At 56.6% G+C, this 24369-nt stretch carries 23 protein-coding genes and 2 pseudogenes; 13 read left to right on the top strand and 12 right to left on the bottom strand.

Features of this window, described 5'->3' with window-relative positions:
- Positions 1–620 precede the first annotated feature (620 nt).
- Positions 621–788, bottom strand: coding sequence for a hypothetical protein (locus H3028_RS21375; RefSeq protein ID WP_258237858.1), 168 nt, complete (start codon positions 786–788; stop codon positions 621–623).
- Positions 789–2126: 1338 nt separating this feature from the next.
- Between H3028_RS21375 and H3028_RS19870 the strand changes: the two genes are divergently transcribed.
- The 3 genes from H3028_RS19870 to H3028_RS19880 all read left to right on the top strand — a co-directional run bounded on the left by H3028_RS19870 (position 2127) and on the right by H3028_RS19880 (position 5557).
- Entirely contained in the window at positions 2127–2897 is a 771-nt protein-coding gene (locus H3028_RS19870) for a histidine phosphatase family protein (protein WP_181298942.1), read from the top strand.
- 270 nt (positions 2898–3167) lie between these two features.
- Positions 3168–4544 (top strand): hemolysin family protein, encoded by a 1377-nt coding sequence (locus tag H3028_RS19875; protein ID WP_181298943.1) that lies wholly within the window; start codon positions 3168–3170, stop codon positions 4542–4544.
- On the top strand, positions 4541–5557 hold the full coding sequence (locus H3028_RS19880; protein ID WP_181298944.1) for a CNNM domain-containing protein: 1017 nt from the start codon (positions 4541–4543) through the stop codon (positions 5555–5557). The genes H3028_RS19875 and H3028_RS19880 overlap by 4 nt, the downstream gene beginning before the upstream one ends.
- A gap of 57 nt (positions 5558–5614) precedes the next feature.
- Here the strand turns inward: H3028_RS19880 and H3028_RS19885 are convergent.
- A pseudogene (locus H3028_RS19885) lies at positions 5615–5904 on the bottom strand (tyrosine-type recombinase/integrase); the annotation flags it as partial.
- 166 nt (positions 5905–6070) lie between these two features.
- Here H3028_RS19885 and H3028_RS19890 point away from each other — a divergent pair.
- Positions 6071–6658, top strand: a complete 588-nt coding sequence (locus H3028_RS19890) for a phospholipase D-like domain-containing protein (RefSeq protein ID WP_181298945.1) — start codon at positions 6071–6073, stop codon at positions 6656–6658.
- Between the two features lie 52 nt (positions 6659–6710).
- On the top strand, positions 6711–7079 hold the full coding sequence (locus H3028_RS19895; protein ID WP_375154438.1) for a phospholipase D-like domain-containing protein: 369 nt from the start codon (positions 6711–6713) through the stop codon (positions 7077–7079).
- Positions 7080–7154: 75 nt separating this feature from the next.
- On the opposite strand, the gene H3028_RS21675 is transcribed toward H3028_RS19895, so the two are convergent.
- The 4 genes and pseudogenes from H3028_RS21675 to H3028_RS19910 form a co-directional block, all read right to left on the bottom strand.
- A complete protein-coding gene (locus H3028_RS21675) occupies positions 7155–7436 on the bottom strand; it encodes an exopolysaccharide biosynthesis protein (RefSeq protein WP_375154439.1) in 282 nt (93 codons plus the stop codon).
- Between the two features lie 19 nt (positions 7437–7455).
- Positions 7456–7728 carry an exopolysaccharide biosynthesis protein gene (locus H3028_RS21105; RefSeq protein WP_219920297.1) on the bottom strand — a complete coding sequence of 91 codons (273 nt, stop codon included), beginning with the start codon at positions 7726–7728 and terminating at the stop codon, positions 7456–7458.
- A 79-nt stretch (positions 7729–7807) separates the two neighbouring features.
- Positions 7808–9369, bottom strand: a pseudogene (locus tag H3028_RS19905) (transporter associated domain-containing protein).
- 179 nt (positions 9370–9548) lie between these two features.
- Positions 9549–9719: a hypothetical protein gene (locus H3028_RS19910; RefSeq protein WP_181298946.1), complete on the bottom strand. Its 171-nt coding sequence runs from the start codon at positions 9717–9719 to the stop codon at positions 9549–9551.
- A 600-nt stretch (positions 9720–10319) separates the two neighbouring features.
- On the opposite strand from H3028_RS19910, the gene H3028_RS19915 reads away from it, so the two are divergent.
- A complete protein-coding gene (locus H3028_RS19915; protein WP_181298947.1) occupies positions 10320–10574 on the top strand; it encodes a DUF1652 domain-containing protein in 255 nt (84 codons plus the stop codon).
- Positions 10575–10877: 303 nt separating this feature from the next.
- Here H3028_RS19915 and H3028_RS19920 read toward each other — a convergent pair whose 3' ends face one another.
- Complete coding sequence (locus H3028_RS19920; protein ID WP_181298948.1) at positions 10878–11558, bottom strand: heavy metal response regulator transcription factor; 681 nt, start codon at positions 11556–11558, stop codon at positions 10878–10880.
- A 418-nt stretch (positions 11559–11976) separates the two neighbouring features.
- Between H3028_RS19920 and H3028_RS19925 the strand changes: the two genes are divergently transcribed.
- The 5 genes from H3028_RS19925 (at position 11977) to H3028_RS19945 (ending at position 16801) form a co-directional block, all read left to right on the top strand.
- The gene (locus H3028_RS19925; protein WP_181298949.1) at positions 11977–12186 is read left to right on the top strand and encodes a co-regulatory protein PtrA N-terminal domain-containing protein; all 210 of its coding nucleotides are present in this window, start codon (positions 11977–11979) and stop codon (positions 12184–12186) included.
- Between the two features lie 657 nt (positions 12187–12843).
- The gene (locus tag H3028_RS19930) at positions 12844–14697 is read left to right on the top strand and encodes a copper resistance system multicopper oxidase (RefSeq protein ID WP_181298950.1); all 1854 of its coding nucleotides are present in this window, start codon (positions 12844–12846) and stop codon (positions 14695–14697) included.
- Between the two features lie 24 nt (positions 14698–14721).
- Positions 14722–15012, top strand: a complete 291-nt coding sequence (locus tag H3028_RS19935; protein ID WP_181298951.1) for a hypothetical protein — start codon at positions 14722–14724, stop codon at positions 15010–15012.
- Entirely contained in the window at positions 15002–16000 is a 999-nt protein-coding gene (locus H3028_RS19940; RefSeq protein ID WP_181298952.1) for a copper resistance protein B, read from the top strand. The genes H3028_RS19935 and H3028_RS19940 overlap by 11 nt, the downstream gene beginning before the upstream one ends.
- Before the next feature lie 9 nt (positions 16001–16009).
- Complete coding sequence (locus H3028_RS19945; RefSeq protein ID WP_181298953.1) at positions 16010–16801, top strand: cytochrome c; 792 nt, start codon at positions 16010–16012, stop codon at positions 16799–16801.
- Positions 16802–17147: 346 nt separating this feature from the next.
- Here H3028_RS19945 and H3028_RS19950 read toward each other — a convergent pair whose 3' ends face one another.
- From H3028_RS19950 to dsbD, 5 genes are read right to left on the bottom strand one after another with little or no spacing between them, the layout of a single operon-like run.
- Positions 17148–18065, bottom strand: coding sequence for a c-type cytochrome (locus H3028_RS19950; RefSeq protein WP_181298954.1), 918 nt, complete (start codon positions 18063–18065; stop codon positions 17148–17150).
- Positions 18062–18709: a c-type cytochrome gene (locus H3028_RS19955; protein WP_181298955.1), complete on the bottom strand. Its 648-nt coding sequence runs from the start codon at positions 18707–18709 to the stop codon at positions 18062–18064. The genes H3028_RS19950 and H3028_RS19955 overlap by 4 nt, the downstream gene beginning before the upstream one ends.
- Before the next feature lie 56 nt (positions 18710–18765).
- The gene (dsbG, locus tag H3028_RS19960; RefSeq protein ID WP_181298956.1) at positions 18766–19542 is read right to left on the bottom strand and encodes a thiol:disulfide interchange protein DsbG; all 777 of its coding nucleotides are present in this window, start codon (positions 19540–19542) and stop codon (positions 18766–18768) included.
- Complete coding sequence (locus H3028_RS19965; RefSeq protein WP_181298957.1) at positions 19539–20354, bottom strand: TlpA disulfide reductase family protein; 816 nt, start codon at positions 20352–20354, stop codon at positions 19539–19541. The genes dsbG and H3028_RS19965 overlap by 4 nt, the downstream gene beginning before the upstream one ends.
- Positions 20354–22099, bottom strand: a complete 1746-nt coding sequence (gene dsbD / locus H3028_RS19970; RefSeq protein WP_168422376.1) for a protein-disulfide reductase DsbD — start codon at positions 22097–22099, stop codon at positions 20354–20356. Before dsbD ends, H3028_RS19965 begins: the two co-directional genes overlap by 1 nt.
- A 193-nt stretch (positions 22100–22292) precedes the next feature.
- Here dsbD and H3028_RS19975 point away from each other — a divergent pair, with 193 nt between their 5' ends.
- A complete protein-coding gene (locus tag H3028_RS19975) occupies positions 22293–22988 on the top strand; it encodes a response regulator transcription factor (protein ID WP_168422375.1) in 696 nt (231 codons plus the stop codon).
- A complete protein-coding gene (locus H3028_RS19980) occupies positions 22985–24340 on the top strand; it encodes a sensor histidine kinase (RefSeq protein ID WP_181298958.1) in 1356 nt (451 codons plus the stop codon). Before H3028_RS19975 ends, H3028_RS19980 begins: the two co-directional genes overlap by 4 nt.
- Positions 24341–24369: the final 29 nt, after the last annotated feature.

Consider the following 24369-nt stretch of genomic DNA (forward strand, 5'->3'; position numbering starts at 1 on the left):
GGCGTTGGCGAAGTCGTTTCACATAGGCTGTCCGCCAGCTCGTCCGGCCCTAAGTCCAACGCGAAGTTCGCCAATGAAGCCAGCCCGCCATCGCTGAGCCGGAATCGTCAGGCAGATGACCAAAGCCACTTCACGGCTTAAATAAAATTGGAGATCTAGCGTTTTGCCGCTTTCTAAGTCGAGATGTCGGCGAGAAGCATTTGCTCTGTGGGCTTCGCCAATTCGTGCGTGAATATGCCGCTGATCCCTTCCATTGGTGCTCCAATGCGTTCAGGTTTCCTCGCATTCACCAAGATTCGTTTGCCTCTTGACTCAGCCGTAGTGAGGCGGTGGCCGGCCAAGGCGTGCTGGGATGGACTTGCAGGCGGAGCTATGAGAGCTTCAGTTTGCCGGAATTACGTATCAGATGCCGTACATATGGGCCTGAGGAGATGCAGTCTCATGAACCGGCTCTCTGTGGCAATCAGCTGCGCTTAGCTCCGGAAATCTGCGGAACGCGGCCGTGTGAAGCTGCATGCTGTTTCAGTTGTTGGTGGCGACCTTGCTACCAGGCGCGCTCAGAATCCGCTACGCCCAGGATGGAGGCCGCCCTCCGGCGGACGGCCGGCAATTGGCCCTGCCTAGCCTTGTACAGCGCTGGATCCGAGCGCCCGGCGGTACAGCACGACCATTTCGTCGAGCAGTGCCTCGGAGGCATAGACCATCATCCTCAGCCTCAGGTCTTCGGGATAGAACCCGTCAGGTCCCGCTATCTGTCCCAGCAGATTCCTAACGATGTGGATACGCATCTCGGCTTCCCCGAGCAAGGGCTGTCGTACAGACGCGAGTGATGATGTAAACAACGGCGACGTTGGGCGTCTAGGGAAAGGGAGAAGCTTGGATTCGAAATCAGACATGGCACACCTCCGAGAAGGCGGCATGAAACGAAGCTGATGAATCAAGGTGGAGCGCGGGCGTAAAAAGGGGATAGCGCATTCTGCTTATGCTCCTCGAACTGGTTAAGGAGCCGTCACCCGCCGTTGCTACGCGGTTATGGGTGGCGGACCGCACGGGGGTAGCAAACCGGCGTCCGAGGGAACCGGCCAGGCCGAAGCCTGCCCCGCACGGCCCACCATAGAATGCGGCGGCCAGACACAGTGAAGTGTCGACCACACAGCTATGGCGCTGCCGCGCCCTCGAACGGTTTCAGGTTGCTACACCCGGCCGCGGGATTTACCGCGACGCGAGCACTCTAGCGCGCAGGTTACGGGAAGGCAAACATGCATGGGCTACCGCGTGAATTGTTGCCGCTACGCGAGCTTCCAGATCTCACAGCTGCACGGCCCGCAGCTGAGCGAAGGGATGTCCAAAAACGACATTGGCTGAACACTGCCAGCGATACCGTCGGTTTTTGACCTGCACAATCCGCTTCCGGCGTCGATGGGGCCAGTCTGAATGAGCCAGTACGGAATTAGGATCATGCTAGAAAGCTGCAGGCGAAGGAGTGGTCAAATGCTCTGCTCCCGGTCAAGACTGTAGGGTGCAACCAGATGGCTTAGGGTCGTTTCCCGCTCTTTCCCTGTCGCGGATGGCGGCTGCGCTTCACTAGCCTAACCCGTACTAGCCCTTGCTTGCTGACGATTGATAGCAAAGCGCTACACTATGGCATTTGAAGCAGCGCCATTTGCGCGAACGGAACTATGGTAAGCAGGTCGGCCTGTATCAGCGGGATGCTCTGACCTCGATGGTCACCTTAGATGAAGCGCTTCATGGGCAACCCTACGATGAAATCCTCGGAAATCATAGCAAGGGTTCGATTAGGCGTTTTTACACACTCTGGGCCAGAAGCGGCCACTACACTAGAGGGCTTTCGACCCAAAGCAGCTGTGTGGGGGAAGGCAAGAATGACCCTGTTCTACAGGCGGTGCTTGATCGCTTCCGGTGGAAATGGAAACAGTCGAAATGTGCCATCTATGGCGAAATGAATGATGGATAGCCGATGCCAGATCAGCGGCACTCGCCTTGGTTACATGCCGTAAATGTTCAGTAACGTGATCCCCATCGTCATTCGCAACTATTCATTGCTACTGTCTATAAAGCTCGTCCTTGCGTGATAATCCTCTCATGCCATTTATTCAGAAGGTGTCATGTTCAAGGCTCCATTGATAAGCCTGCTTAGGCGGTTACACACCCTCAATGCCAGCCAGCGCAAACGTGCACTGATCTGGTCGGCCGGGACTTCTCTTGCGGTTGCAGTGGCTGCGCTCATTTTTCATCCACCTGAAATTGTCGACCTCTCAGAAGAGGGCGGACACAAGCTGCCCAGACTGTTGGCCCGATGGGAAAATGGCGATGTGATTGTTCTCCTTCGGCATCTTGAACGGTGCGACAAAGAAGATTATCCCTGCCTGGAGGGTACGAAAGGTGTGACCTCTAGGTCCGTGGCGGTTGGAAATATTCTAGCCGGCAGTTTCGCCCAGCTTGGCCTCGGTAAAACCGACATTTACAACAGCCCCCTCACGCGGACGGCCCAGACAGAAGCAATTGTGTTTGACGACGTGGGGGTAGATGAAGACTGGTTGTATAAGTGTCGAGAGACGATGGTGCATGACGCTCTTCAGAATAAAATGCCTAATAAAAACTTGATCCTCGTTACCCATAGCAGTTGTATTTCCGCTTTCGAGCAGGAGCTGGGTTACGACAGTGACACGCCTGCGTATGGGACTTCATTGTTCTTTAGCGAAAGTTCTAAACGGGGCTCTTTAGATGTTCTAGGTTTTCTTGATGCTGAAGACTGGAGCGTTGCACTGAGCTCGCAAGGGCAGAGCGTTGGCCAAGAAAGTCCCTCGAATTTGAAAAGCAGACAAGCGGCGAAGGAAAGGGCGCATCCACGTCGGCGCGGGGAAGATAATATATAACCTGCGTTCCAGTTAAACCTCGTCTGTCGCAGCAGTCAGACTGAATTGCGCAGGAGCTGGCTACCCCTGAAGCGGACGTAGCTGCGCCTTTCGAGTTGATTGACGTTACCATTTAGGAAACGGCATTCACAAACGGAAAAACTATCTTGCTAGACGGCGTGGTGCATCGCCATTACTCTTCCGCTCCCCTATCCGCATGGAATCCTTCGTGGACCCAAGCCCCGCAACACACGGTCTATGCCTATTCCCTGAACTGGCCTCAGCGACCAAATGATCGAACCTATTCTCACACTCCTTCTCGGCGTCCTGGTCATCCTGGCGATAATCGCCGCGAACGGCTACTTTGTTGCGCAAGAATTCGCATACATGGCGGTCGATCGCACGAGGCTCGCAGCTTTGGCCGCTGCCGGTGACGCGTCGGCAACGCGTGCATTGGCCGTTACGAAACGCACGAGCTTCATGCTGTCGGGTGCTCAGCTCGGCATCACCGTTACAGGCCTCCTTGTTGGTTATGTCGCAGAGCCGCTCGTCGGCGAATCGTTAGGCATTCTGCTTGGCGGAACAGGCATTCCGGCTGATGCCAGGGTCGCCGTCGGGACAGGAGTAGCTCTGGCTGCGGCCACCATCATTCAAATGATCATGGGTGAGCTTTATCCCAAGAACCTCGCCATTGCGAACCCTGAGCCGCTGTCGCTCGGACTTGCCCGCTCAACGCTCTTTTATATGTCGGCCTTCGGCTGGCTAATCAGTTTCTTCGACAGGTCTGCCAACTTGCTTCTGAAGTTACTGCGCATCGAGCCAATTCATGATCTGGACGTGAGTGCCTCCGCTACAGATTTACCGCACATAATCGCTGACTCACGCGATAGCGGAGATCTGCCTCGCGAACTCTCGCTCATGATGGATCGCATACTCGACTTCCCGCACCGCAACGTTGAGCACGCTATGGTCCCGCGATCACAAGTTGATTGGGTTGAGCCAGACACGACGCTAGAGGAGCTGCGAGGGCTCATGGCGCAAGCTCACACCCGATACCCGGTGATCGATGACGATGATGCCCCAGTGGGCGTTGTGCATCTGGCCGATGTTCTCGCGCGTCTCTCCGCCGGGCAAGGTAACGAGACCGTTGCGTCGTTGATGAGACCTGCCAAGGTATTGCCGACACTGATGCTCTTGCCAGACGCGCTTGACCAGCTGGTTCAGACAACCAACCAGTTGGCCTGCGTCATTGATGAGTACGGCGGTTTCGCTGGGGTGCTTACCATTGAAGATCTTGCCATGGAAATCGTCGGTGAGATTACCGATGAGCATGATGCCGAGGGCGGCGATGCTATCGTGTCCGAAGGCGACGACACCTGGACGATGGAAGGCGACGTTCACCTCGACGAGGTCAGACGGGTTATAGGTCACGACCTTCCACGCGTAGATGTCGAAACTGTAGCCGGCATGCTGATCGCCGAGCTTGGCGCATTGCCCGAGGAAAATGACACAGTCTCCGTTGATCTGCCTATCGATCCAGCCGAGCTGGTTTCTGACGAGCCCGTAAGGTATCGACTCCTAGTTGATGTGCTACGCATTGAGCGGCATGTTCCGACTGAGGTTCGCGTGCGGCTGGTCAAAGTACCTATGGCGGAGGAAGGCCAATGAATGATCCGCTGGTAGTCACCATAGCGACAGTCGCGCTCATCGCTCTGAGTGCCTTATTCGTCGTCATCGAGTTTGCTTTGCTGGGCGCTCGCCGGCATCGCCTTGAAGAGCTGGCCGTCAACAGCTCGTCCGCTCGGGCCGCGCTGCGCGGCATGAATGATTTGACCTTGATGCTTGCCGGTGCTCAGTTGGGTATCACCCTCTGCACTTTTGCTCTTGGTGCGGTAACGAAACCTGCGGTCGACTATTGGCTCGGCCCAGTGCTTACCGCGTGGGGCTTACCCGACTGGGCGGCTGGTGGCACAGCCTTTGGTCTCGCGCTCTTCCTGGTGACGTTCCTCCACTTGGTTGTCGGTGAGATGGCACCCAAGTCCTGGGCCATTGCGCACCCGGAAAAGTCCGCTCTTGCAATTGGCATAGTCTCGCGCGCCTATATTTTGCCCCTGCGTCCCCTGCTGAGCTGGGTTAATCGAGTCGCTAACCGTCTCGTGAAGGCTTCAGGTGTTGAACCCGTCGAAAGCGCCGCTGTTGGCGGTCGAGATATCGAGACTATTCGGCAGCTCGTCGAGCATTCGGCGGAGGTCGGCACGCTGAAGCCGCAGATGCAGCAGCAGATTTCAGGCCTGATTGACCTCGGCACGCTTCCGGTCAAAGATTTGTTGATCGAGGGCGAGGTGCTGGTACACGTAACTCGGGATGCGACGGTGGCGGATGTTCGCGCTGCGGCTATCGAATCTGGCCATCTTCGCATTCTCGTGTTGGGAAATGACGGAGTCCAGCCGTCGGTTGTTCACGTGCGCGATACTTTGCTTGAGCCGACAACTCGGCCTGCTCATGAACTTGCGCGGGTTGCTTTCGTGCTTGACGCAAAAACCCCCGTCTATGAAGCACTTGCTCGCATGCGTAAGTCGAGCGTTCAGCTGGCTTTGATCATGAGCGCGGGTCGCTTGCTTGGCGTTGTAACGCTTGCTGACATCCTCAAACGAGTACTCCCGGTGGCCTCTAATTCTTAGCAAGTGCCGTTGAAGTACTGATTGGACAATCAGTGCTTCGACCGTAGCTATTCATGGTCAGACCTCGGTCTGTTCCGCCATCTCAAGAGCATCGTCTACCTCGATTCTCAGATACCTGACGGTGCTTTCCAGCTTCGTGTGGCCCAGTAGCAGTTGTACGGCCCTGAGGTTCTTCGCCTTGGGATAGATCAGCGGCGCCTTGGATCGCCGCAGCGTGTGGGTGCCGTATAGGGCGGATCGAGACCAATCGCTGTTACCCAGGCTTTGACGATGCGAGCGTATTGCCTGGCGGTGAGCGTGTAACCGGCTTGGAACAGGCAATCCTCACCATGCAGATGGACCCGATGATCGAGCGTCTGCACGTCTTCGTGTCCAATGAGCTGACAGAGCAGTTCCATGATCATCTCGGTACGCATTCCGCCTCGGCCAAGGGGGCCAGACGCGGTCAGATCAGTCGAACAAAATGGTCTAGCACTGGGAGGGAAGGTTAAGAGACTGGAAGGTAGCTTAATCATGGCACAGCTCGCAGCGCGGGCCGAAACGCACCTGGCGGCTCATAGCGTTGACTTGGAAGTCTACCTGATCGAGGAGGGAGCCAATCAACGATGCTTCTTAAGCGCTCTTCAGCAGGCGGCCGAACGAGGGGTCACTGTCCGAATGCTCGTTGACGGCCTCGGGAGTAAGCGGTTTATCGAAGCCTGCCAGCAGGGGTTGGATTTCTCAGGGATCCAACTACGGGTCTTTAACCCGCTTGCAAGCGTTTCGCCCATAAAGCGGCTTCACCGTGACCATCGCAAAAAATTGATAGTCGATGGCCAAGAAATATTTATCGGCGGTGCCGGCATAACGGATTCGTTCTGGAATCCAGACCGTAACAGCTTCGAATGGCGTGAGGCGATGGTTTGGGCACAAGGCCCGGTTGTTGCCGATGCATTGGATCTGTTCGAGCGCCTCCGGAAAGGGAACATGGATACTCGCATCGAAGAGCCTCCTTTTGAAGCCGGGCCTCCCGAAGGTGCTAAAGGTTCTGGATTGCTGTCGTTTGTGGCAAGCAGCCATAAAGGCCTAGTGAGACGAACCAACCAGTGGATAGCCAACTAAACGTGTTTGGTTCATTACACCTTATTTTCTTCCCCGTATCGAAGCATGCCGGTTGCTTACCAGCGCTGCCGAGCGCGGGGTTGATGTCAGGTTGTATCTTCCTGGAGCAAACACCGACCATGCATCGGTCCGCCTGGCTGGGCGTAGCCATTACGAGGCCTTCCTCAATGCTGGGGTTAAGATCTTCGAAGGAAACGAGCGTTTCTCCCACACGAAGGCGCTACTCATTGACACCCGGGTCAGCATAGGCTCGTGTAATTTTGATTTCTGGGGAATCGGCTGGAACCGAGAGGCCAATCTTGAGATCCAGGATCCCAAGCTGCTCGACCAGGCTGAACTTTCTTTGGAAATTATCAGCGCTCTAGTTTGGAAATCACTGCGAGGAGCTGGCAGCAGCGTTCGACAACTCAGCGGTACATGACCTCGTTCGCCGGCATTCTAAGTCGCGCCATCGAACGAATTATTGCCGACTAAGCAGGAGCCTTGGTTTGGGCTTCTAAAGAAGGGCGGACGTGGCGACCACAAGCCCACCAGCAGTGAAGCAGAATGCTATAAGCGCAAAAAGACCATCCCTAGCAATCAGGGCTAAGCCAAAAGCGGTCAGTGCAATGCCAGCGATGTTTGCGGAGAGGGGGACAAGCTCCATGGGTGGCATCACTACGGCGATAAATAGGCAACTGCCTGCGATGAAATAGCGAGCGATACCTTCGACGAAGACCGACAGTCTTGGTTTTAGCAAGCGGTCTAGCCATTTCGCATACCGGCCCAGGCGCTGCATGACCTTGGCCAGTTTGGTCTTATCTACGCTGCGCCTTAAATATAATTTTGGGTAACCAGAAGTGCTCCCGGCCCAACAAGAGCTGTAGCGCCACCAGAAAAACCATTACGCCCACGAGTGTCGGCACACCGGGGATGTCGCCCACGAGCGGCAAAAGGATTATCAAGCCCGAGACAAGCAGGAAGCTCCCGAATGAGCGACCACCCAGTGTTTTTAGTATTGCTTTCAACGATACCTGGCCCTGATCTGCCGGCGTTTCTTCTATTTTCGCCAGCACTTGTTCCAGGTTCATGCTTGTTTCTCTTTTGTTAATCTACCCATCCCATTGGGTTGTTTGTAGCGAAGCAATGGAGCCGTATCACGTAGGGCGGTCAGCCCGCTGATTCCGGTCGCGTCAGCGCTACGCGCGTCACCCTACGTTCTTCCACGTCGGATACTTTGAGACTCCACCCACTCCAAGACACTTCGTCACCTGTCCTGGGTAGCCGGTCCAGTAGACTCATGACCAGACCTCCTAAGGTTTGATAGTCGTCAGTGGCTTGTGCAGGAAAGCCGATCCGTTGACGAACGACACTCAGCGGAAGGCCGCCATTAACTTCGTAGCCGGTTCTTGTTTCCTCGATATCTGGACCTTCAACCTCGCTAGCATCGGGCAGCTCTCCAGCGATGGATTCAAGGATATCCGTCAACGTTAATAAGCCTTCGAAATTCCCGAATTCGTTCACGACGAAGGCAACGTGCGTGGACGCCTGGCGCATCTGATCTAAGGCATTCAGAACAGTGCAGCTATCTGGAAGGTTAATCGGGGCGCGGATGTATGGCTCGATATCCAATTCACCGCCGCGGAGCATCTCGCGCAGGAGTTCCTTTTTTTGTACGTAGCCTAAAGGCTGATCGATTGATGTGCTCTGGGCCACAACCAGCCGTGAATAAGGCGAGTCTAGCAGTGCCTGATGAATTTGCTCGATCGGAGCTTCCAGTGCCAGATGGTCTACCTCCATCCTATCGGTCATGGCCATCTTAATAGATTGTTCAGCTAGCTGAAGGACGCCGCTAATCATCAACCGCTCGCGGCGGCCGAAGAGATCGTTCGTGTCTCCGCCTTCGACCAAATCAACAACCTCCTCGCCGACCTCTTCCGCCTCAACGGCGCGGCCGCCCAAAAGCCGCATGACGGCAAAGGCCGTGCGGTCTCGCATGGTTAAATGTTGGCCATGGAGGAACCTTTTACGCTTCCTTCGAGCCGTCTGGTTGAAGACTTCGATAAGAATTGAGAAGCCAATCGCCGCGTATAGGTAGCCTTTGGGTATATGGAAGCCTAGTCCCTCGGCAGTGAGACTGAAGCCGATCATCATCAAAAAACCCAGGCAAAGCATGATGACGGTGGGATGCGCATTAACGAAAGCGGTCAGCGGTTTACTGGCCACCATCATCAATCCGATGGAAATGATCACCCCGATCATCATTACCGAAAGGTGGTCAACCATTCCCACGGCTGTTATCACCGCATCCAGAGAGAAAACGGCATCCAGAACCACGATTTGTGCCACAACCGGCCAGAACGCCGAGTAGGTTTTACTGCCCTGCTGGACGTGCCCCGCCTTTCGAGGCGCTCATGCAGCTCCATAGTGGCCTTGAACAGCAGAAACAGTCCTCCGAACAACATGATTAAGTCGCGGCCAGAGAGGGTTCTACCAAACACCTCGAAAAGCGGCGTGGTTAGGGTTACTAGCCAGGAAACGCTCGCCAATAGACCTAACCGCATGATCAAGGCAAGAGACAGGCCGATGAGCCGTGCGCGGTCACGCTGTTCGGGAGGGAGCTTATCGGCAAGGATTGCAATGAATACAAGATTATCAATGCCAAGAACAAGCTCAAGAATGATCAAGGTGAGCAGGCCAAGCCAGGCGGTGGCATCAGCAACCCATTCCACGTGAATCCTCCAATCGGGTGAACGTTGAATTAGAGCTTAGAGTACAAGAATCGAGCACAAGTCATGGGTGGGTTCACCGCAGTTCGATAGAGGTAGCGCTGCCTGGGCGGGGCTGTCCCGACTGGAAAATATTTGAACATCACTGCATCGTTAGCGGTCAAAACTCGCGACTGAACAAATTAGGAGAGCGTCTCATGTTTAAATTTCTCGCTAGTACCGCTGGCATCATTTTCCTGATTGGCCTGCTCGTAGTCGTTGGGTTTTTCATGTTGATATTCTGATGGAACACCGACTATGGCCATTTTTTGAAGAAGTATTTGGGCTATCTCGGAGCGCAAAAATTCAATCACGCAGCCAGATTCAGCTGTGAATGTTCGATCCGCTATTGAGCTGACTGCACATTGCCCTCAGCTCGGTACACGGTGACCGCTCTCTTCAACTGACCCAAGCCATAGAGCTTCCTGCTTACCTGGTGAAGCTGCTATCGACCATAGCTGTTGACTATTGCATGAGTCCGATCCACAGAGAACTTAGAAAGTACCTTTCAAGTTGGCTGTGACTGCCTCTGTGGGACACACTGAATTGGAAAGCGTAACGACAATAGTCCGAACGCACGCTTACCCTGGCGTCGCCCGCCCTCGGCGCGTACCAGTTAATGGCGGAACTGGCTCGCCGAAAGCATTGCTCAATAACTATTTTCAATCATCACGCTTTATTGGCGCCTCGTTTTATTCCAAAACCGTACGCCGTTAATCTTTAATTCTATGGGTGCCAGAATGGCAAAATACGGCACGGAGAACTAAGCTGCTGGGAGTTAACCAGGTGGAAGCAACGAACCAGGCTGCTTAAAAAAGACGTAGCAGTAAAACGCTTTGAAATATATCGAGGCCACAAAAAGGCAGACGAACAGATCGAGCGTAAGCGGAACTGCCAGGATTCCGGAGCCCGTGATGCTTTCCATTATTGAGCTTCGCCATATTATTGAAGCCTCCTTCCTTCCCCTTGAATGTAAATGTGAAGTCGGTGCCGAAGATAACTTATCTATTGCTATTATGGACAAGGGCAGAATACGACATATCGCCAGCATAAAATCATCGCACTTGGTCGATGCTAGATCTATAAGCCATTTGATAACTTCTGTTAAAAAAGAGTTATCCCTTCCTGAAGCAAGTACCATGCATGTTACCCAACGGGTCGAAGCGTAGCGTTGGCAAGCGTGACGTTGACTGGCGTTGCCGGGCCTTTCTAGCACCGTTGGGTTCGGGTAAGCCACAGAGAACGGTATTTATAAAGTCTAACCTTATAGGTTTCGGCTAGCCGGCTCCAGAACAGTAGAATAGTAGGCGTTTTGAATCAAGCGCATGGCATATCGATCCACAATCGAATAGTTATCGAACCCGGGTTGTTCGCGCTGTTGCGATTTATGGGGGTCGTGCCGGCAGAGGCCGCCGTGCAAGCATTGATCCGATTGCTCAGCTTGGTGGCACTTCCGTTAGGCAGTAGCACCCTTAGGCGTCCGGCGCGTCGATCAAATAGCCCATCCCACGAGCCGTTTGTATGAGCTTAGGCTCGAACTCATCATCGATTTTTGCTCTCAGCCGTCGTACCGCCACCTCAATCACATTGGTATCGCTGTCGAAATTCATGTCCCATACTTGGGAGGCGATAAGTGACTTTGAGAGCACTTCCCCGCGACGCCTAAGCAATAGCTCAAGAAGTGCGAACTCCTTTGCGGTTAGGTCTATGCGTTTCCCCGAACGCGTAACCCGACGTCTTAGCAAGTCCATCTCAAGATCGAGGAGCTTGAGTATTGTTTGGTTCGGGGCATGGTTGCCGCGTCGAAGCAACGTACGGATCCTGGCTAGCAATTCGGAGAATGCAAACGGTTTGATGAGATAATCATCAGCGCCCAGCTCCAATCCCTTTACTCGATCCTGGACCCCGTCTCTGGCGGTGAGAAAGAGCACGGGGACCTCATTACCGGCAGCGCGGACTTTCTGTAAAACCTGCCACCCATCCAAGCCAGGCATCATCACATCTAAGATGAGCAGGTCGTATGCCGCATTAAGCGCATGCTGAGCGGCATCGGTCCCGTTCTCAACTCGATCGACAGTGAAGCCTGCCTCTGAGAGCCCCTGCTGTAGATAGGTGCCCGTTTTCGGCTCGTCTTCAGCAACAAGAAGCTTCATTAAAGTACTCCCGCCAGCATTTTGAACAGTGTGCCGATTGTCAGGGCGTGCAGCCAGTACCTTACAGAAACGTAATGCTCGCATCATCTGTCTGACAGCTTGCAACGTTAACGTTTACATCAGCAGTTGCTCCCACACTCTGCTTTCGGCCTTTCCATGCTCCTTTGGCCTATCGGCGCCTACTAGATGGCGCCTTTTTTTTGCCAGCTGGAAACAAGACCTATTTGCCAGAACGAAAAGGCGCCATACACGCAACCTGCGCTTTTGCTTGTGCTCACTGCTTGTCTGCATACTGACGAAACCGTAATGTCTAAATCAGGGTTCAGACAGGAACGCTCGGTTAGCTTAGACACAAGCCCAAGCCTCTGTTTATGGAGCTGCGCTGGGTCTTCCGTGACTTCGAACGAGGTAACAAGTAATGAAATTTTTCAGATCCCTTTCTGTACTGCTCGCCATCGCAGCAAGCTCTTCCTATGCAATGGCAGAAGGTGGTGGTGATCGTACCTTTGCTCGTATGGAGCAGGCTCGCCAACTAGCGATCGCTGGTTATCAGGCTGACCAGAAGGACCAAGCTCAAGAGGTAGCCTCAAAGGAAACTTCAGCGAAGCACGCTCACGCTAATTGCTGAAGCGAAACCTTACGCAAATGTGACCATGCAGCTCTCTGAGCTGTGGCAGCTTCCACGAATGTTGTAGCTGCCACGGTGTGGGTGCTTGCAATATTAGTTGGAAGAACCGGCGAAACCGTTGTTAGCTACTTCGAACCTTGGCTCGTTAAAAACGTGACCTGGTATCCTCGCACCGAGCCGAGGAACCTTATATGGCTAGTTAAATTAACATCCTGTTCAATGGCTGAGATTGATAACTATCGAACCTTCTATCTTCTTTCGGTTAATCGAGGCCTTCTACATCACCCGCACAGCCTGAAAAACGCGCTGAAAGGGTGGGGGAGCGTCAAAGAACCCTAAAGAACCGCTCGTTTATGACGGGATGTAACTTTCAGATCACATCCTTTTAAACGGTTCTTATCAAGCCTGCAACTTTAAATAAAGCCAGTTAAAGTGACCGGAAACATGCTCGCAGGCGATTTCTTGGGCGATTTCTGGCGCGCTTTAAGCTTACAAAAATGTAATCACACGTCTTTCTTAGGCATGCCATATTTACGATAAAGGCGAGTCGCTTGATAAGGCAGACCGTGCGCGAGCTTCTAAGATCAATTAACGCTGGCAACATCAACCCTTAGGGCTGGTTTCGGCTGGGCTCCTTAGCTTGATTGGAACGTACACATGCAACGTAAAACCTCTAGGCGAACCTTTGTTAAAGGCTTGACTGCTGCAGGCCTCCTTGGCGGTCTTGGCTTGTGGAGAGCTCCGGTCTGGGCAGTGAGTAGCCCCGGCCAGCCCAGCGTACTAACCGGCACGGAGTTCGATCTACTGATTGGGGAGACGCCGGTCAACATCACCGGCGCGGCCCGGACGGCGATGACTATCAATGGGACTATCCCAGGGCCGCTTCTACGTTGGCGTGAAGGGGATACCGTCACGCTACGAGTCAGGAATAAGCTGAGCGAAGATACATCGATTCATTGGCACGGCATGATCTTGCCGGCCAACATGGATGGCGTGCCTGGATTGAGCTTCCACGGCATCTCTCCCGATGGCATGTATGTATATAAGTTTCAGGTTAAACAGAACGGTACCTATTGGTACCACAGTCATTCAGGCCTACAAGAGCAGCTTGGTGTCTATGGCCCGTTGGTCATCGATGCGAAGGATCCCGAACCGTTCAGCTATGACCGCGACTATGTGGTGATGTTGACTGATTGGTCCGATGAGGATCCCGCTCGAATCCTTTCTAAGCTCAAGAAGCAGTCCGATTATTACAACTTCCACAAGCGCACTGTCGGAGACTTCATTAACGACGTGAGCGAAGACGGCTGGGCCGCTACGATTGCGAATCGGAAAATGTGGGCTCAGATGAAAATGAGTCCCACCGACCTCGCCGACGTAAGCGGCTACACCTATACCTATCTAATGAACGGCCAAGCTCCCGACGGGAACTGGACCGGTATCTTTAAGCCCGGCGAGAAGCTTCGTCTGCGGTTCATCAACGGCTCGGCCATGAGCTATTTCGATGTCCGCATTCCAGGGCTGAAGATGACTGTAGTCGCAGCCGATGGCCAATACGTCAACCCAGTTAGCGTCGACGAATTCCGCATTGCCGTGGCAGAAACCTACGATGTGATTGTCGAGCCTGCAACCGAGGAGGCTTACACGATCTTCGCTCAATCGATGGACCGCACAGGGTACGCCCGTGGCACGCTAGCGGTTGCCGAAGGGCTGAGCGCTCCTGTTCTAGAAACCGATCCTCGACCACTAATCACCATGGACGACATGGGGATGGATCACGGCAGCATGGGCGGTATGGCGGGCATGGACCACGGCGACGGCATGCAGGGCGACATGGGCGCGATGGACCATAGCAACATGTCCGGCATGAACCACGGTGACATGCAAGGGATGGGCGACATGGGCGATATGGCCGGAATGGATCACAGCAAAATGGCTGGGATGTCCGGAATGGACCACTCTGGAATGGCTGGGATGAGCGCAGATATGCAATCGCACCCGCCCTCAGAGTCCAATAACCCACTGGTGGACATGCAGACCATGAGCCCAACTCATAGGCTGAACGATCCCGGTATCGGCTTACGAGACAACGGCCGCCGAGTCCTGACCTATGGCGACTTGAGAAGCACTTTCCCCGATCCGGACGGCCGTGAGCCCAGTCGGACGATCGAACTCCATCTCACCGGCCACATGGAGAAGTTCTCCTGGTCATTTGACGGCATAGAGTTCTCTGATTCGGAGCCCCTGCGGCTCAAATATGGCGAGCGGGTACGCATCACTTTGGTCAACGACACCATGATGACCCATCCGATTCATCTGCATGGTATGTGGAGCGATCTTGAAGATGAGAATGGAGAGTTCATGGTTCGCAAGCACACGATCGACATGCCTCCAGGTTCGAAGCGCAGCTACCGCGTGACAGCCGATGCACTCGGGCGTTGGGCTTATCACTGTCACCTACTGCTTCACATGGAAATGGGCATGTTTCGTGAAGTCCGAGTGGACGAGTAAGAGGAACTTTATATGGGAAATTTTATGAAGCGTAAAACTCTTATCGGCAGCGCGTTAATGTTCAGTCTGCTGGGCGTAATGAATATGTCAGCTGCGTTTGCAGAGCAAAAGCATGATCAGCACAAGCAATCATCGGCTTCATCGCAAAATCCAGGCAACAAGCCGGCATCTCAGACACCAGACACCTCTAACTCAGAAATGAACCACGGCGACATGGACCATCGCTCGATGGGCCATGGTGAAATGGACCACGGCAAGATGGATCATGACCCGAAGGCTACTGGTACTGAGGTGGATTCGCACCATGACCACTAGATCTTCTCGCTTTGCTCTGATTGCGCTCGGAGTTTCGTTGAGCGCAGCGGCTGGAGGGACAGCCAACGCCGCCGAGATGATGGATCACTCGATGCATCAAACCCCTCCTATTCCGGCAGCTCAAGCCCCTGCATCTTCTGCCAAGCCCGCGGCAATGAATCATGGCTCCGGTGGGCAAATGGACCATTCTGCAATGGGTCATGGTGCGATGGACCATAGCAAGATGAACCATGGCGAAATGAAGCATGACGATACGCTCGAAATGCCTGGCATGGTTCATCCCTCGTTCATTCCAGTATTGACCGATGCGGATAGAGAAGCGGCTCTCCCTGGTCTTCAGGGTCATACGGTCCATGACAAGTATCTGGCCTGGTTCCTTTTGCTAGATCAACTTGAGTACCAGGACGCAGATGAAGGTAGCGCCCTCAGTTGGGAAGCTACCGCCTGGGTTGGTGGCGATATCAATCGGTTCTGGTTTCGCTCGGAAGGTGAGCGAACGAATGGCGTTACTGAAGACGCGGAAATCCAGGCGCTCTTCGGACGTGCCATCAGCCCCTGGTGGGATGTGGTAGCAGGTGTTCGCCAGGACTTTAAGCCCGAGTCGCCGCAGACGTGGGCGGCTTTAGGCGTCCAGGGGATGGCTCTGTATGGGTTTGAGGCGGAAGCCACCGCCTTCGTCGGTGAAGGTGGGCAGACAGCAGCACGCTTTGAAGGGGAGTACGACATTCTCCTCACTAACCGGCTGATCCTCCAACCGACTGCCGAGTTCAATTTCTATGGCAAGGACGACCCTGCGCGCGGAGTAGGCGCTGGTCTCGCAAACACGGAGGTGGGGCTCCGCCTACGATACGAAATCGTTCGTGAGTTCGCACCGTACATTGGCGTCACGTGGGGCCGGGCATACGGTAATACCGCTGATATGGCGAGAGATGAAGGCGAAGACGTAGATGAGGCGCGGTTCGTTGCTGGCATCAGGCTTTGGTTTTAAGGACCTTCGATGAAAAGAATAATTATTAGCTTCGCTGCCTTCTGCGCACTAGGCCTGTTGGTAGTGGCCGGAGTTGTTTTCTCAGGACTGATTAGCGTTGCCGCGGATGATCCCCATACCGGAGCCGTTCACGCTTTCCTGGAAACTGCTCGCAATCGCTCGATTGAGGTTCGCTCCGAAGACATAGCCGTGCCATCCCTCGACGATGAAGACCAAATCCGCGCCGGGGCGGGGAACTACGACTCGATGTGTGTGGGTTGTCATTTGGCGCCAGGCATGGCTGAGACCGAGCTAAGCAACGGCCTTTATCCTGCTCCACCCAACTTGGCTGAAGCAGGGATATACGATGACCCAGCAAAGACGTTTTGGGTCATCAAGCATGGCATCAAGGCAACTGGGATGCCTGCGTGGGGTAAAAGCATGGCTGACCCGTACATCTGGGGAATGGTGGCTTTTCTGCAGAAGCTTCCCGACCTAGATGAGGGAGCATATCGAGCGCTCGTTGCGTCTAGCGGTGGTCACCAGCATGGTGGTGGGGAGACCCAACATGGTGAGATGGCCTTGGACGACCACCATCAGGGCGACAGTGGCGGCTCGGATCACCACGGCTCGAGCCGCCCAGGTGGAGCAACCGGCCAATCAGGTTCCGGGCATCATGGTGGTAAAGAAAGCGATGACCATCATGCGTCACACCAGCCCCAGACGGCAGAGCATAGCACTGACAATGACCGTGCCGATGCGGAAGGCAAATCCCCTTCAAAACACCATGCGCACGCAGACGGGAAGCAACACGAGCACTAACATCCGGTACGTGTGTGCCTACGCGGTTCTGACCAGGCTCTTATAAAGGTGCCTCAGCATAAGCAGAGGGGTCGGCCCTAGGCCATCCTAGTCGACGCAACGGTACCGGAGGGCTTTGCTTCGGCTTCTTCCCTCCCGGCGTTAGCCTGCAAGGCTGGTAACTGACGTAACACAGCGGCTTTTCCGGCCGGTTCCAATGGAGGCTCCAAGTCGTGGCGACAGGGAGCATCCATATCACACCCAGCGCTTTGACGCATGTCTACGCACCGTGTTTAGAGGCTAGCGGGAAGGCGAGCATCACCGGTAGGTAATCGATACACTCCCGGGAAAAGACCAATCCAGCTAGCTAAATGCCCTTACCGACCATCTTCCCGTTAACGATTTCTCCGTAGAGGTTTATCCCATCATTGGCATGGTACTTGTCGCGGGTTTTCTCGACCGAGCCGTCGATCAGGCGCGGGTCCTGTGGTCGCTCGTGGCTGTTCATAAATGCAGCCACGTTCCAGGCGTCCTCGTCTGATAGGGTGCCGCCTTTGCCCAGTGGCATGTTTTCCTTGATGAACGCCGCGGCCGTGTTTATCCGATGCATGCCTGCACCCCAGTTGAACGAGTCCGCCCCCCAGAGCGGTGGGAATACGTAAGTGTCACCAGACTTCTGCCCCTCACCATTTGAACCATGACAGACGGCGCACTGTGCGTCGTAAACCTGCTCACCCTTCGCCAGGTCATATCCGCCCTCGGGTTGCGGAACTTCAGGATAGGCCCGGCCTGGCAGCTCTTGTCCGGTGGGTGCTCCGGTCGCAAGCCAGTAGGAATAGGCTGAGAGCGCGGCGATCACCGGGCCATCGGCCTCGGGGGCCTTGCCGTTCATACTGAACTGGAAGCAGCCCTGGAGGCGCTCGGCATAGCTGTTCACCTTGTCGTTCTTCTTTCGGTACGCCGGATACATGGTATAGGCGGCCCAGAGCGGTGCGGAGTTGGCTTTCCGGCCTTGTTCGAGGTGGCAGTTCGCACAGGCCAGGCCGTTGCCCACATAGTCGGGCGCATGCGTCTTGGTATCGACGAATATGGCCCGCCCTTGCTGTACCAACTGCCCGTAGGCATTGTCAGGCAGTTCGCTTTCCTTGGGCGGCTGAAAGTACCGGCTGCTGGCGGGATCCCCGGCCCCGGTTAGGATCTGCGACTGATCTTCCATCGCGATCTCGTCCGCCAAGACAGGGAAGGCAAATGCAATCAACAGCAGTGCGCTTGTCTGGGGCTTCATTTTGCTGCTCCTGTGTCGGTCAGACCTGCGAAATACACCGATACGGCCTTGACCTCGTCCTCTGTCAGGCTACGTGCAATGTGCCCCATCAAATCGTTTGGATCATTTTTGCGGGTGCCCTGACGCCAGGCAGTCAGCTGCGAGGCCAGATATTGCGCGGATTGCCCGGCCAGTGGTGGAAAGGCGTCGCCGACTCCTGTTCCGCTGGGACCGTGGCAGGCGACACACTCTGGAATATTGCGATCCCACGCACCGCGCAGGGCAAGTGTCTGGCCAGGTCCGTCGGCCAAAGCGGTACGGTCGACTCGATCGGGCTGCGGATGCGGCTTGCCGGCCAGCATGGTTGTGACCGCATCGGCTTCGTCGGCGCTCAAGGCCGCGGCAATGGGCTGCATGATTGGGTTGGCGCGTGCACCGGACGCGAAATCAGCCAGCTGCTTACGCATGTACTCGGCTGACAGGCCCGCAAGGCGGGGGAAGCCCGCAGAGGCCATCCCTTCACCCTCGGCTCCGTGACAGGTAGCACACGCCATGGCGGCGGGGTTGGCCCCGCCTTTGCTGTAGACCGCAGTCGCATCCGCAGCTTGCGCGGACACGGAAACCGCAAGGAAGAGCCCAGCCAAGGGCAAGAGGGGGACGTTCATGTAGCCTCCATCATTATTATTTTAAGCAGCATCGGTGCTGGCGGACCTTTGCCGATCTAGCGCTTTGACAACGGCCCCATGATGCCATTCAACGCATCGGGCCGAGGCGCGCCCTGATGTTGCTGCAGCCGTCCGTCATCGTCCAGGTAATAAATCGCTGGCGTAGCCGAGGCGCCCATTTCACCCATCAGGGTGAGGTTCGCCTCTAGCTGCTCATTCACCGTTGGCGATATGCGCTCGATCGGTTTGAGCTTGCTCGCCTTGCCCGCTGCTTCGTGTGCATTGAGGGCCTCTTCGGGATCCTTTGCCGCCAGCAATGCGGCGGCTTTACCGGCACTATCCGGACGCAGCATGCCAACCATGACGTGACGAAGCTGAACGTCGCCGGCTTCAATCCAGGGCCGCGCCTGTTTCCAGAACATGTTGCAGAACGGGCAGTTCGGGTCGGAAAACATGTAGATGGTTCGCGGTGCGTCTGCCGCGCCGTCAGCAATCCAGGTGCTGCTTTCCAGTCGCTGCCACATCTCGTTGCTCATCGGCTCGTACACTAGTTTTTCAAGTGGGGCCTTGGTCAGGTCTTCCCCGTTAGCATCCAGCAGGCTGCCGATCAAGACATGATCGCCGTCCGGTGTCAGGTACAGCGCGATGCCCTGTCCGTTATAACGCGCCGCATAGCCCGTCAATCCGCCCGGTGCGTCGAAGCTGCCGACTACTTTGGCCCCACGCGCTTCAATGGCCTGAACCGCAGGAGGTAGAGCCTCTGCCAGCACCAGGGGCGCCGGTAGCAAGGCCAGCGTAGAAATGAAAAAGGAAAGTGATCGTACGGATTTCATGGCTGGTTTTTTACCTCAAGTTGCTCAAGAGCGCGCGCCAGACTGGCATGAGAAAGCTCACCGAGATGACTGCCAACCTGGCGTCCCTCGGCGTCATAGAAAAGCGTGGTGGGCAGTGCTGCAGAACCTACGTGCTGGCCGAGGCGACCGCCGGTGTCGAGCAGGACGTTTTCCAAGCTGAGCCCTTCGGCTTCAAGGAAGTCGGCGATCAATCGCTCGCCCTCACCCTGGTTGACGAACAGGAAATTCACCTCCGTGTTGTCTTGCTGCGCCTTCGCAAGGACCGGCATTTCCCGCCTGCAGGGAGGGCACCAGGTGGCCCACAGGTTGACCACAAGCGGCTTGCCGACGTAATCCTGCAAGGCGGTCGGCTCGCCATGGGAGTCCCGCAACCCCATCTCGGGCAGTCGCGTGCCCTGCTCGAAGGCATGCAATGCGAATATCCCAAATCCCCAACTGAGCATACCTACCATCACCGCAGCGCCAAGTGGTCTGCGTAGCCCGCCATCGCGCCAAGCGAGCCAAGTGCCCAGCAGTACGGCCACCAGCAGGCCCGGCCAGGCAATAAAGCCGCCGTCACGTATGTCGATCACGCGCCAGGGCTCTTCTCTGAAATGCTCGACATACATCAGTACGAAGGCCAGCCGGGCGACCACTAGCGCCACCAGCAGTAGCCTGAACAGCTGCTGCTCCGGATTCCGCTCGCTGCGCCGCCCGACCCACCAGCCGGTGAGCATCGCCAGAAACAGGCTCACCACCATCAGCACATGCGGAACGGCGAGTGCCAAGGGCCCCACGTTGATCGTAAGCATCAGCCTCGCTCCATTGTTTCGTTCCATCTGCTTAGAAATTGGATCGCGTCGACCTCGCCGGTGATGCGCTGCGGGCGCCGCTCGATCCCATCCGGGCCGATAAAGAGCAGCGTCGGCGGCCCCATGACCTGATAGCGGCTCAGCAACTCACGGCTGGCGGAATTGGTTTGCGTCACATCCGGGCGAAGAATCCGCACGCCGGTAAGCGCGGCTTGCACCTGCGCGTCGCCAAACACTTCCTTTTCCATGACCTTGCAGGACACGCACCAGTCCGCGTAATAGTCCACCAATACCCACTGGCCGGCGGCTTTGGCGGCAGCCAGTTCACGATCGAGAACAGCCGGCTCGCTGAAACCGACAAATCCGTGTGCAGGCTCTATACCTTGAACGGACGCAACGCCGCCTGTGAACACACCGAGCGGTCGCATGACATCCTGCGCGCCGCCTGCCGCCCCCAGCAGCAGCGCTACGCCCCATACCCCGGCTAGCGCCGCGACTGACCGGCTGAACGCCTGATGCCGCACCAATTGACGCGACAGTTGCAGCAATCCACTGGCGCCCACCACCAGCAGCGCACCCCACAGCCCCACCCACAAGGAGTCAGACAACAGCGGACGGAGTACATAAAGGGCCGCGACCAGAAACAGGAAACCGAACGAAACCTTGACGCGGTCCATCCATGGCCCAGGCTTGGGCAGGAAGCGATTGCCCGCTGTCACCAGCAACACCAGCGGCGTACCGATCCCTAATCCCAGCGCAAACAGTACGAGGCCACCGTTCACGGCGTTACCGCTTTGCGCGATGTACAGCAGCGCCGCGGCCAGTGGTGCGGTCATGCAAGGTCCTACAAGCAGCCCGGACAGAACGCCCAACGCACTGGCCCCCGCGAGGCTGCCCCCCTTACGCTTGCGTCCGGCCTGTTCCAGCCGATCGCGCAGGCCCGCCGGCAGTTGCAGCTCGAAGAATCCGAACATGGGCAAGGACAGCAGCACGAAAAGCCCAGCGAAGCTCGCGATCAGCCAAGGCTGCATCAGCCATCCCTGCAGATTCGCGCCAAGCAGCGCCGCCACCACACCAAGGGCGGCATAGACCAACGCCATGCTGACGACATAGGATCCAGCCAACGCCATGCCGCGGCGAGGACCGGCCTGGCTGCCCACCACAATGCCCGCCAGAATTGGCAACATCGGCAGCGAACAGGGTGCAAAGGCAAGCAGCAGGCCCAGTCCGAAGAAGATCAGCAGGCTCCAGCCGAGCGACTGCTGCTGCAAACCACTCACCAAGGCTTGATCGTCAGCCTGAACAGGCGCGGGCGGAGGAGAGCTGCTACCTGTCAGTTCTACCGTGCGAGTTTGCGGTGGATAGCACAGCCCGGCATCGGCACAGCCTTGCCAGCCGAGTTCGAGCGTCGAAACATCTCCATCTGGGATCTCAACTTCCAGACTGTCGCGATAGATTCGCGAGTCACCAAAATACTCGTCATGGTAAGGCTCGCCCGGCGGTAACACGGGCTCGCTCGCCGATGGCAGCCCTACGAATCTCAGCCGCTCCTTGTACAGGTAATAGCCGGGGGCAATGTCCCATCGAAGCACGGTGCCGCCAGCGTCGGGCCTTTCGATATGCAGCGTGAATGCCTGGTCCACAGGCAGGAAGTCCTCCTGCTTTGGATCAAGCGTGAACGGCGAAGCGTTCGCCAGTTGCATGACCCAGAGGCAACAGGCCAAAAAGATAATGATCGCTCGCATGCACCACATCCGATTACCCGATTCGGAGGCGAGCTTGGCGGTTCGGGATTAAGAGGCGATTAACAAGGCGTGTCCGGACACAATTAGTAAGGCGGTGAAGCGTTTAGGCATGATCAGCTCGGCGTACCATCTGCTAACGCGCCGTTAATCCAGGCGGATCATACTGACCGCTGTATATCTAGCGATCCCACCCATGTACGTACTGCTGACAGAAGACAACGCACTCATCGCCAGTGGCATCGTCGCTGGGCTCGAAGCCCAGGGCTTCAGCGTGGCCCATGCCGCTACGGCCGGACGGGCCGACTCGCTGCTGCGCACCGCCAGGTTTGACCTGATGATTCTCGATCTGGGCTTGCCAGACGAAGACGGGCTGCGCTTTCTCCAGCGCCTGCGCCGTCGGGGCCTCGAGCTGCCAGTACTCATTCTGACCGCCCGGGATGCAGTGGCCGAGCGTGTCTCCGGGCTTCAGGCAGGCGCTGACGACTACCTCGTCAAACCCTTCGACCTGCGTGAACTCGCCGCCCGCCTGCATGCCCTGCTGCGCCGTGCTGCCGGCCGGGCAACGCAAGTTATCGAGCACGGTCCGCTGAGCTACAACCCAGCCGCCTGCACGGCGTTCATGGCAGGCGAACCCGTCGACCTGTCGCGCCGCGAACAGGCACTGCTGCAGGCGCTGCTACAAAACCCCAGCCACGTGCTATCGGCCGAGCAGCTCAAGGACGCGATTTACGGTCTTGCTGATGACGTCGAAAGCAACGCCCTGAATGTCCACATCCACCATCTGAGGCGCAAGCTCGGTAATGGCATCGTCGAAACCGTCAGAGGGCTTGGTTATCGCCTGGGGCCTGCCGGCCATGCGCCAGACCCCACCGGGGCACCCGACCAATGAGCTTGCGCCTTCGCCTGACCCTCACTCTTGGCTCCGCCTTCGTGTTGCTCTGGGCGCTCGCCGCTGCATGGATGCTCTTTGACGTTCGCAATCAATTGATGCAGTCCTTCGATCAGCGCCTTGCCGCGTCGGCCCGAATGGTGGCGGGTCTGCTCGTGCAATTGCCACAGCCGCAACTGAGCGAAGGCGGCATTAGGCGTCTGAGCGCAGAGCAGCTGGGTATCGAGAACGGGCTGGCGTGCCAGGTCAGCTCCTTACGGGGTGAGATCCTCGCGCGTAGCCATGCAGCGCCCGATCGCGCTCTCGATGCCCAGCGCACAGGCTTTCATAACCAACTGATTGGCGATACCGCCTGGCGTAGCTTTACTTTCATCCAAAACGGCATGCGCATCACCACCGCCGATCGCCTCGACGAGCGCACCACGCTGCAGCGTTCTGTCCTTCTGGCTGCGGCGCTGCCGGTTTTCGTCGCGTTGCTAGGCAGCCTGATCGTGTTGTGGATCGGAATTGGCAACGGGCTTGCGCCCCTCAGACGAATCCGCACGGCCCTGGCGCAACGCAGCGCCGATTCAGTGGAGCCGTTGCACATCGATCGGTTGCCGCGAGAACTGACGCCCCTGGTCGAAACACAGAACCAGCTGTTTGCCCGAATCGCGCAAATGCTCGAACGTGAACGTCGGCTGACCGATGACGCCGCCCATGAACTGCGCAGCCCATTGACCGCCATCAAGACCCACCTGCAGGTGGCGGCCATGACCGAGGGCGACACCGCGAAACGGGCATTGGCCCAGGCCGAGATCGGCACGGATCGTCTGCACCGGATCCTGGAGCAGTTACTCATGCTGGCACGGGTGGAAGGTCGCGTGTCCTTTGATGACGGCCTCCGTTGCGCGGCCATCGAAGTCGCGCGGCTGGCGATCGCTGACGCCAGTCAGCAGCCTGGGCCGCGCATCGAACTGTGCGGGGCGCAAGACGTTTCGCTCTGTCCTCTGGCGATACCGCCGGCTTTGGCAGTCGCAGCATTGCGCAACCTGCTCGACAACGCCCGCCGCCATACCCGTGATGGCACTGTCATTCACTTGACGCTCACACAGCTGGACGAAAGCAGGGTTCGCTTCAGCGTGCAGGACCACGGACCGGGCGTCGCACCGGAACTGGTCGAGCGCCTGACAGAACGCTTCTGGCGGAGTGACGACGGTGAAGGCAGTGGGCTGGGCCTGTCCATCGTCAAGGCGATCGCTGAGCGCTGTGGCTGCGATCTGCGTTTCGTGCAAGCGGATGGCCTCGTCGTCGAGTTGGTTGTCAGCCTGCAACTCACCGATCAATCTGAAGATGAAAAGTCGATAGCCTGAACGTCCGGCCATCCACACCGTCCGAATAG

It is taken from the genome of Pseudomonas sp. Q2-TVG4-2, assembly GCF_013620795.1.
In the GTDB taxonomy this organism is placed as follows: domain Bacteria; phylum Pseudomonadota; class Gammaproteobacteria; order Pseudomonadales; family Pseudomonadaceae; genus Stutzerimonas.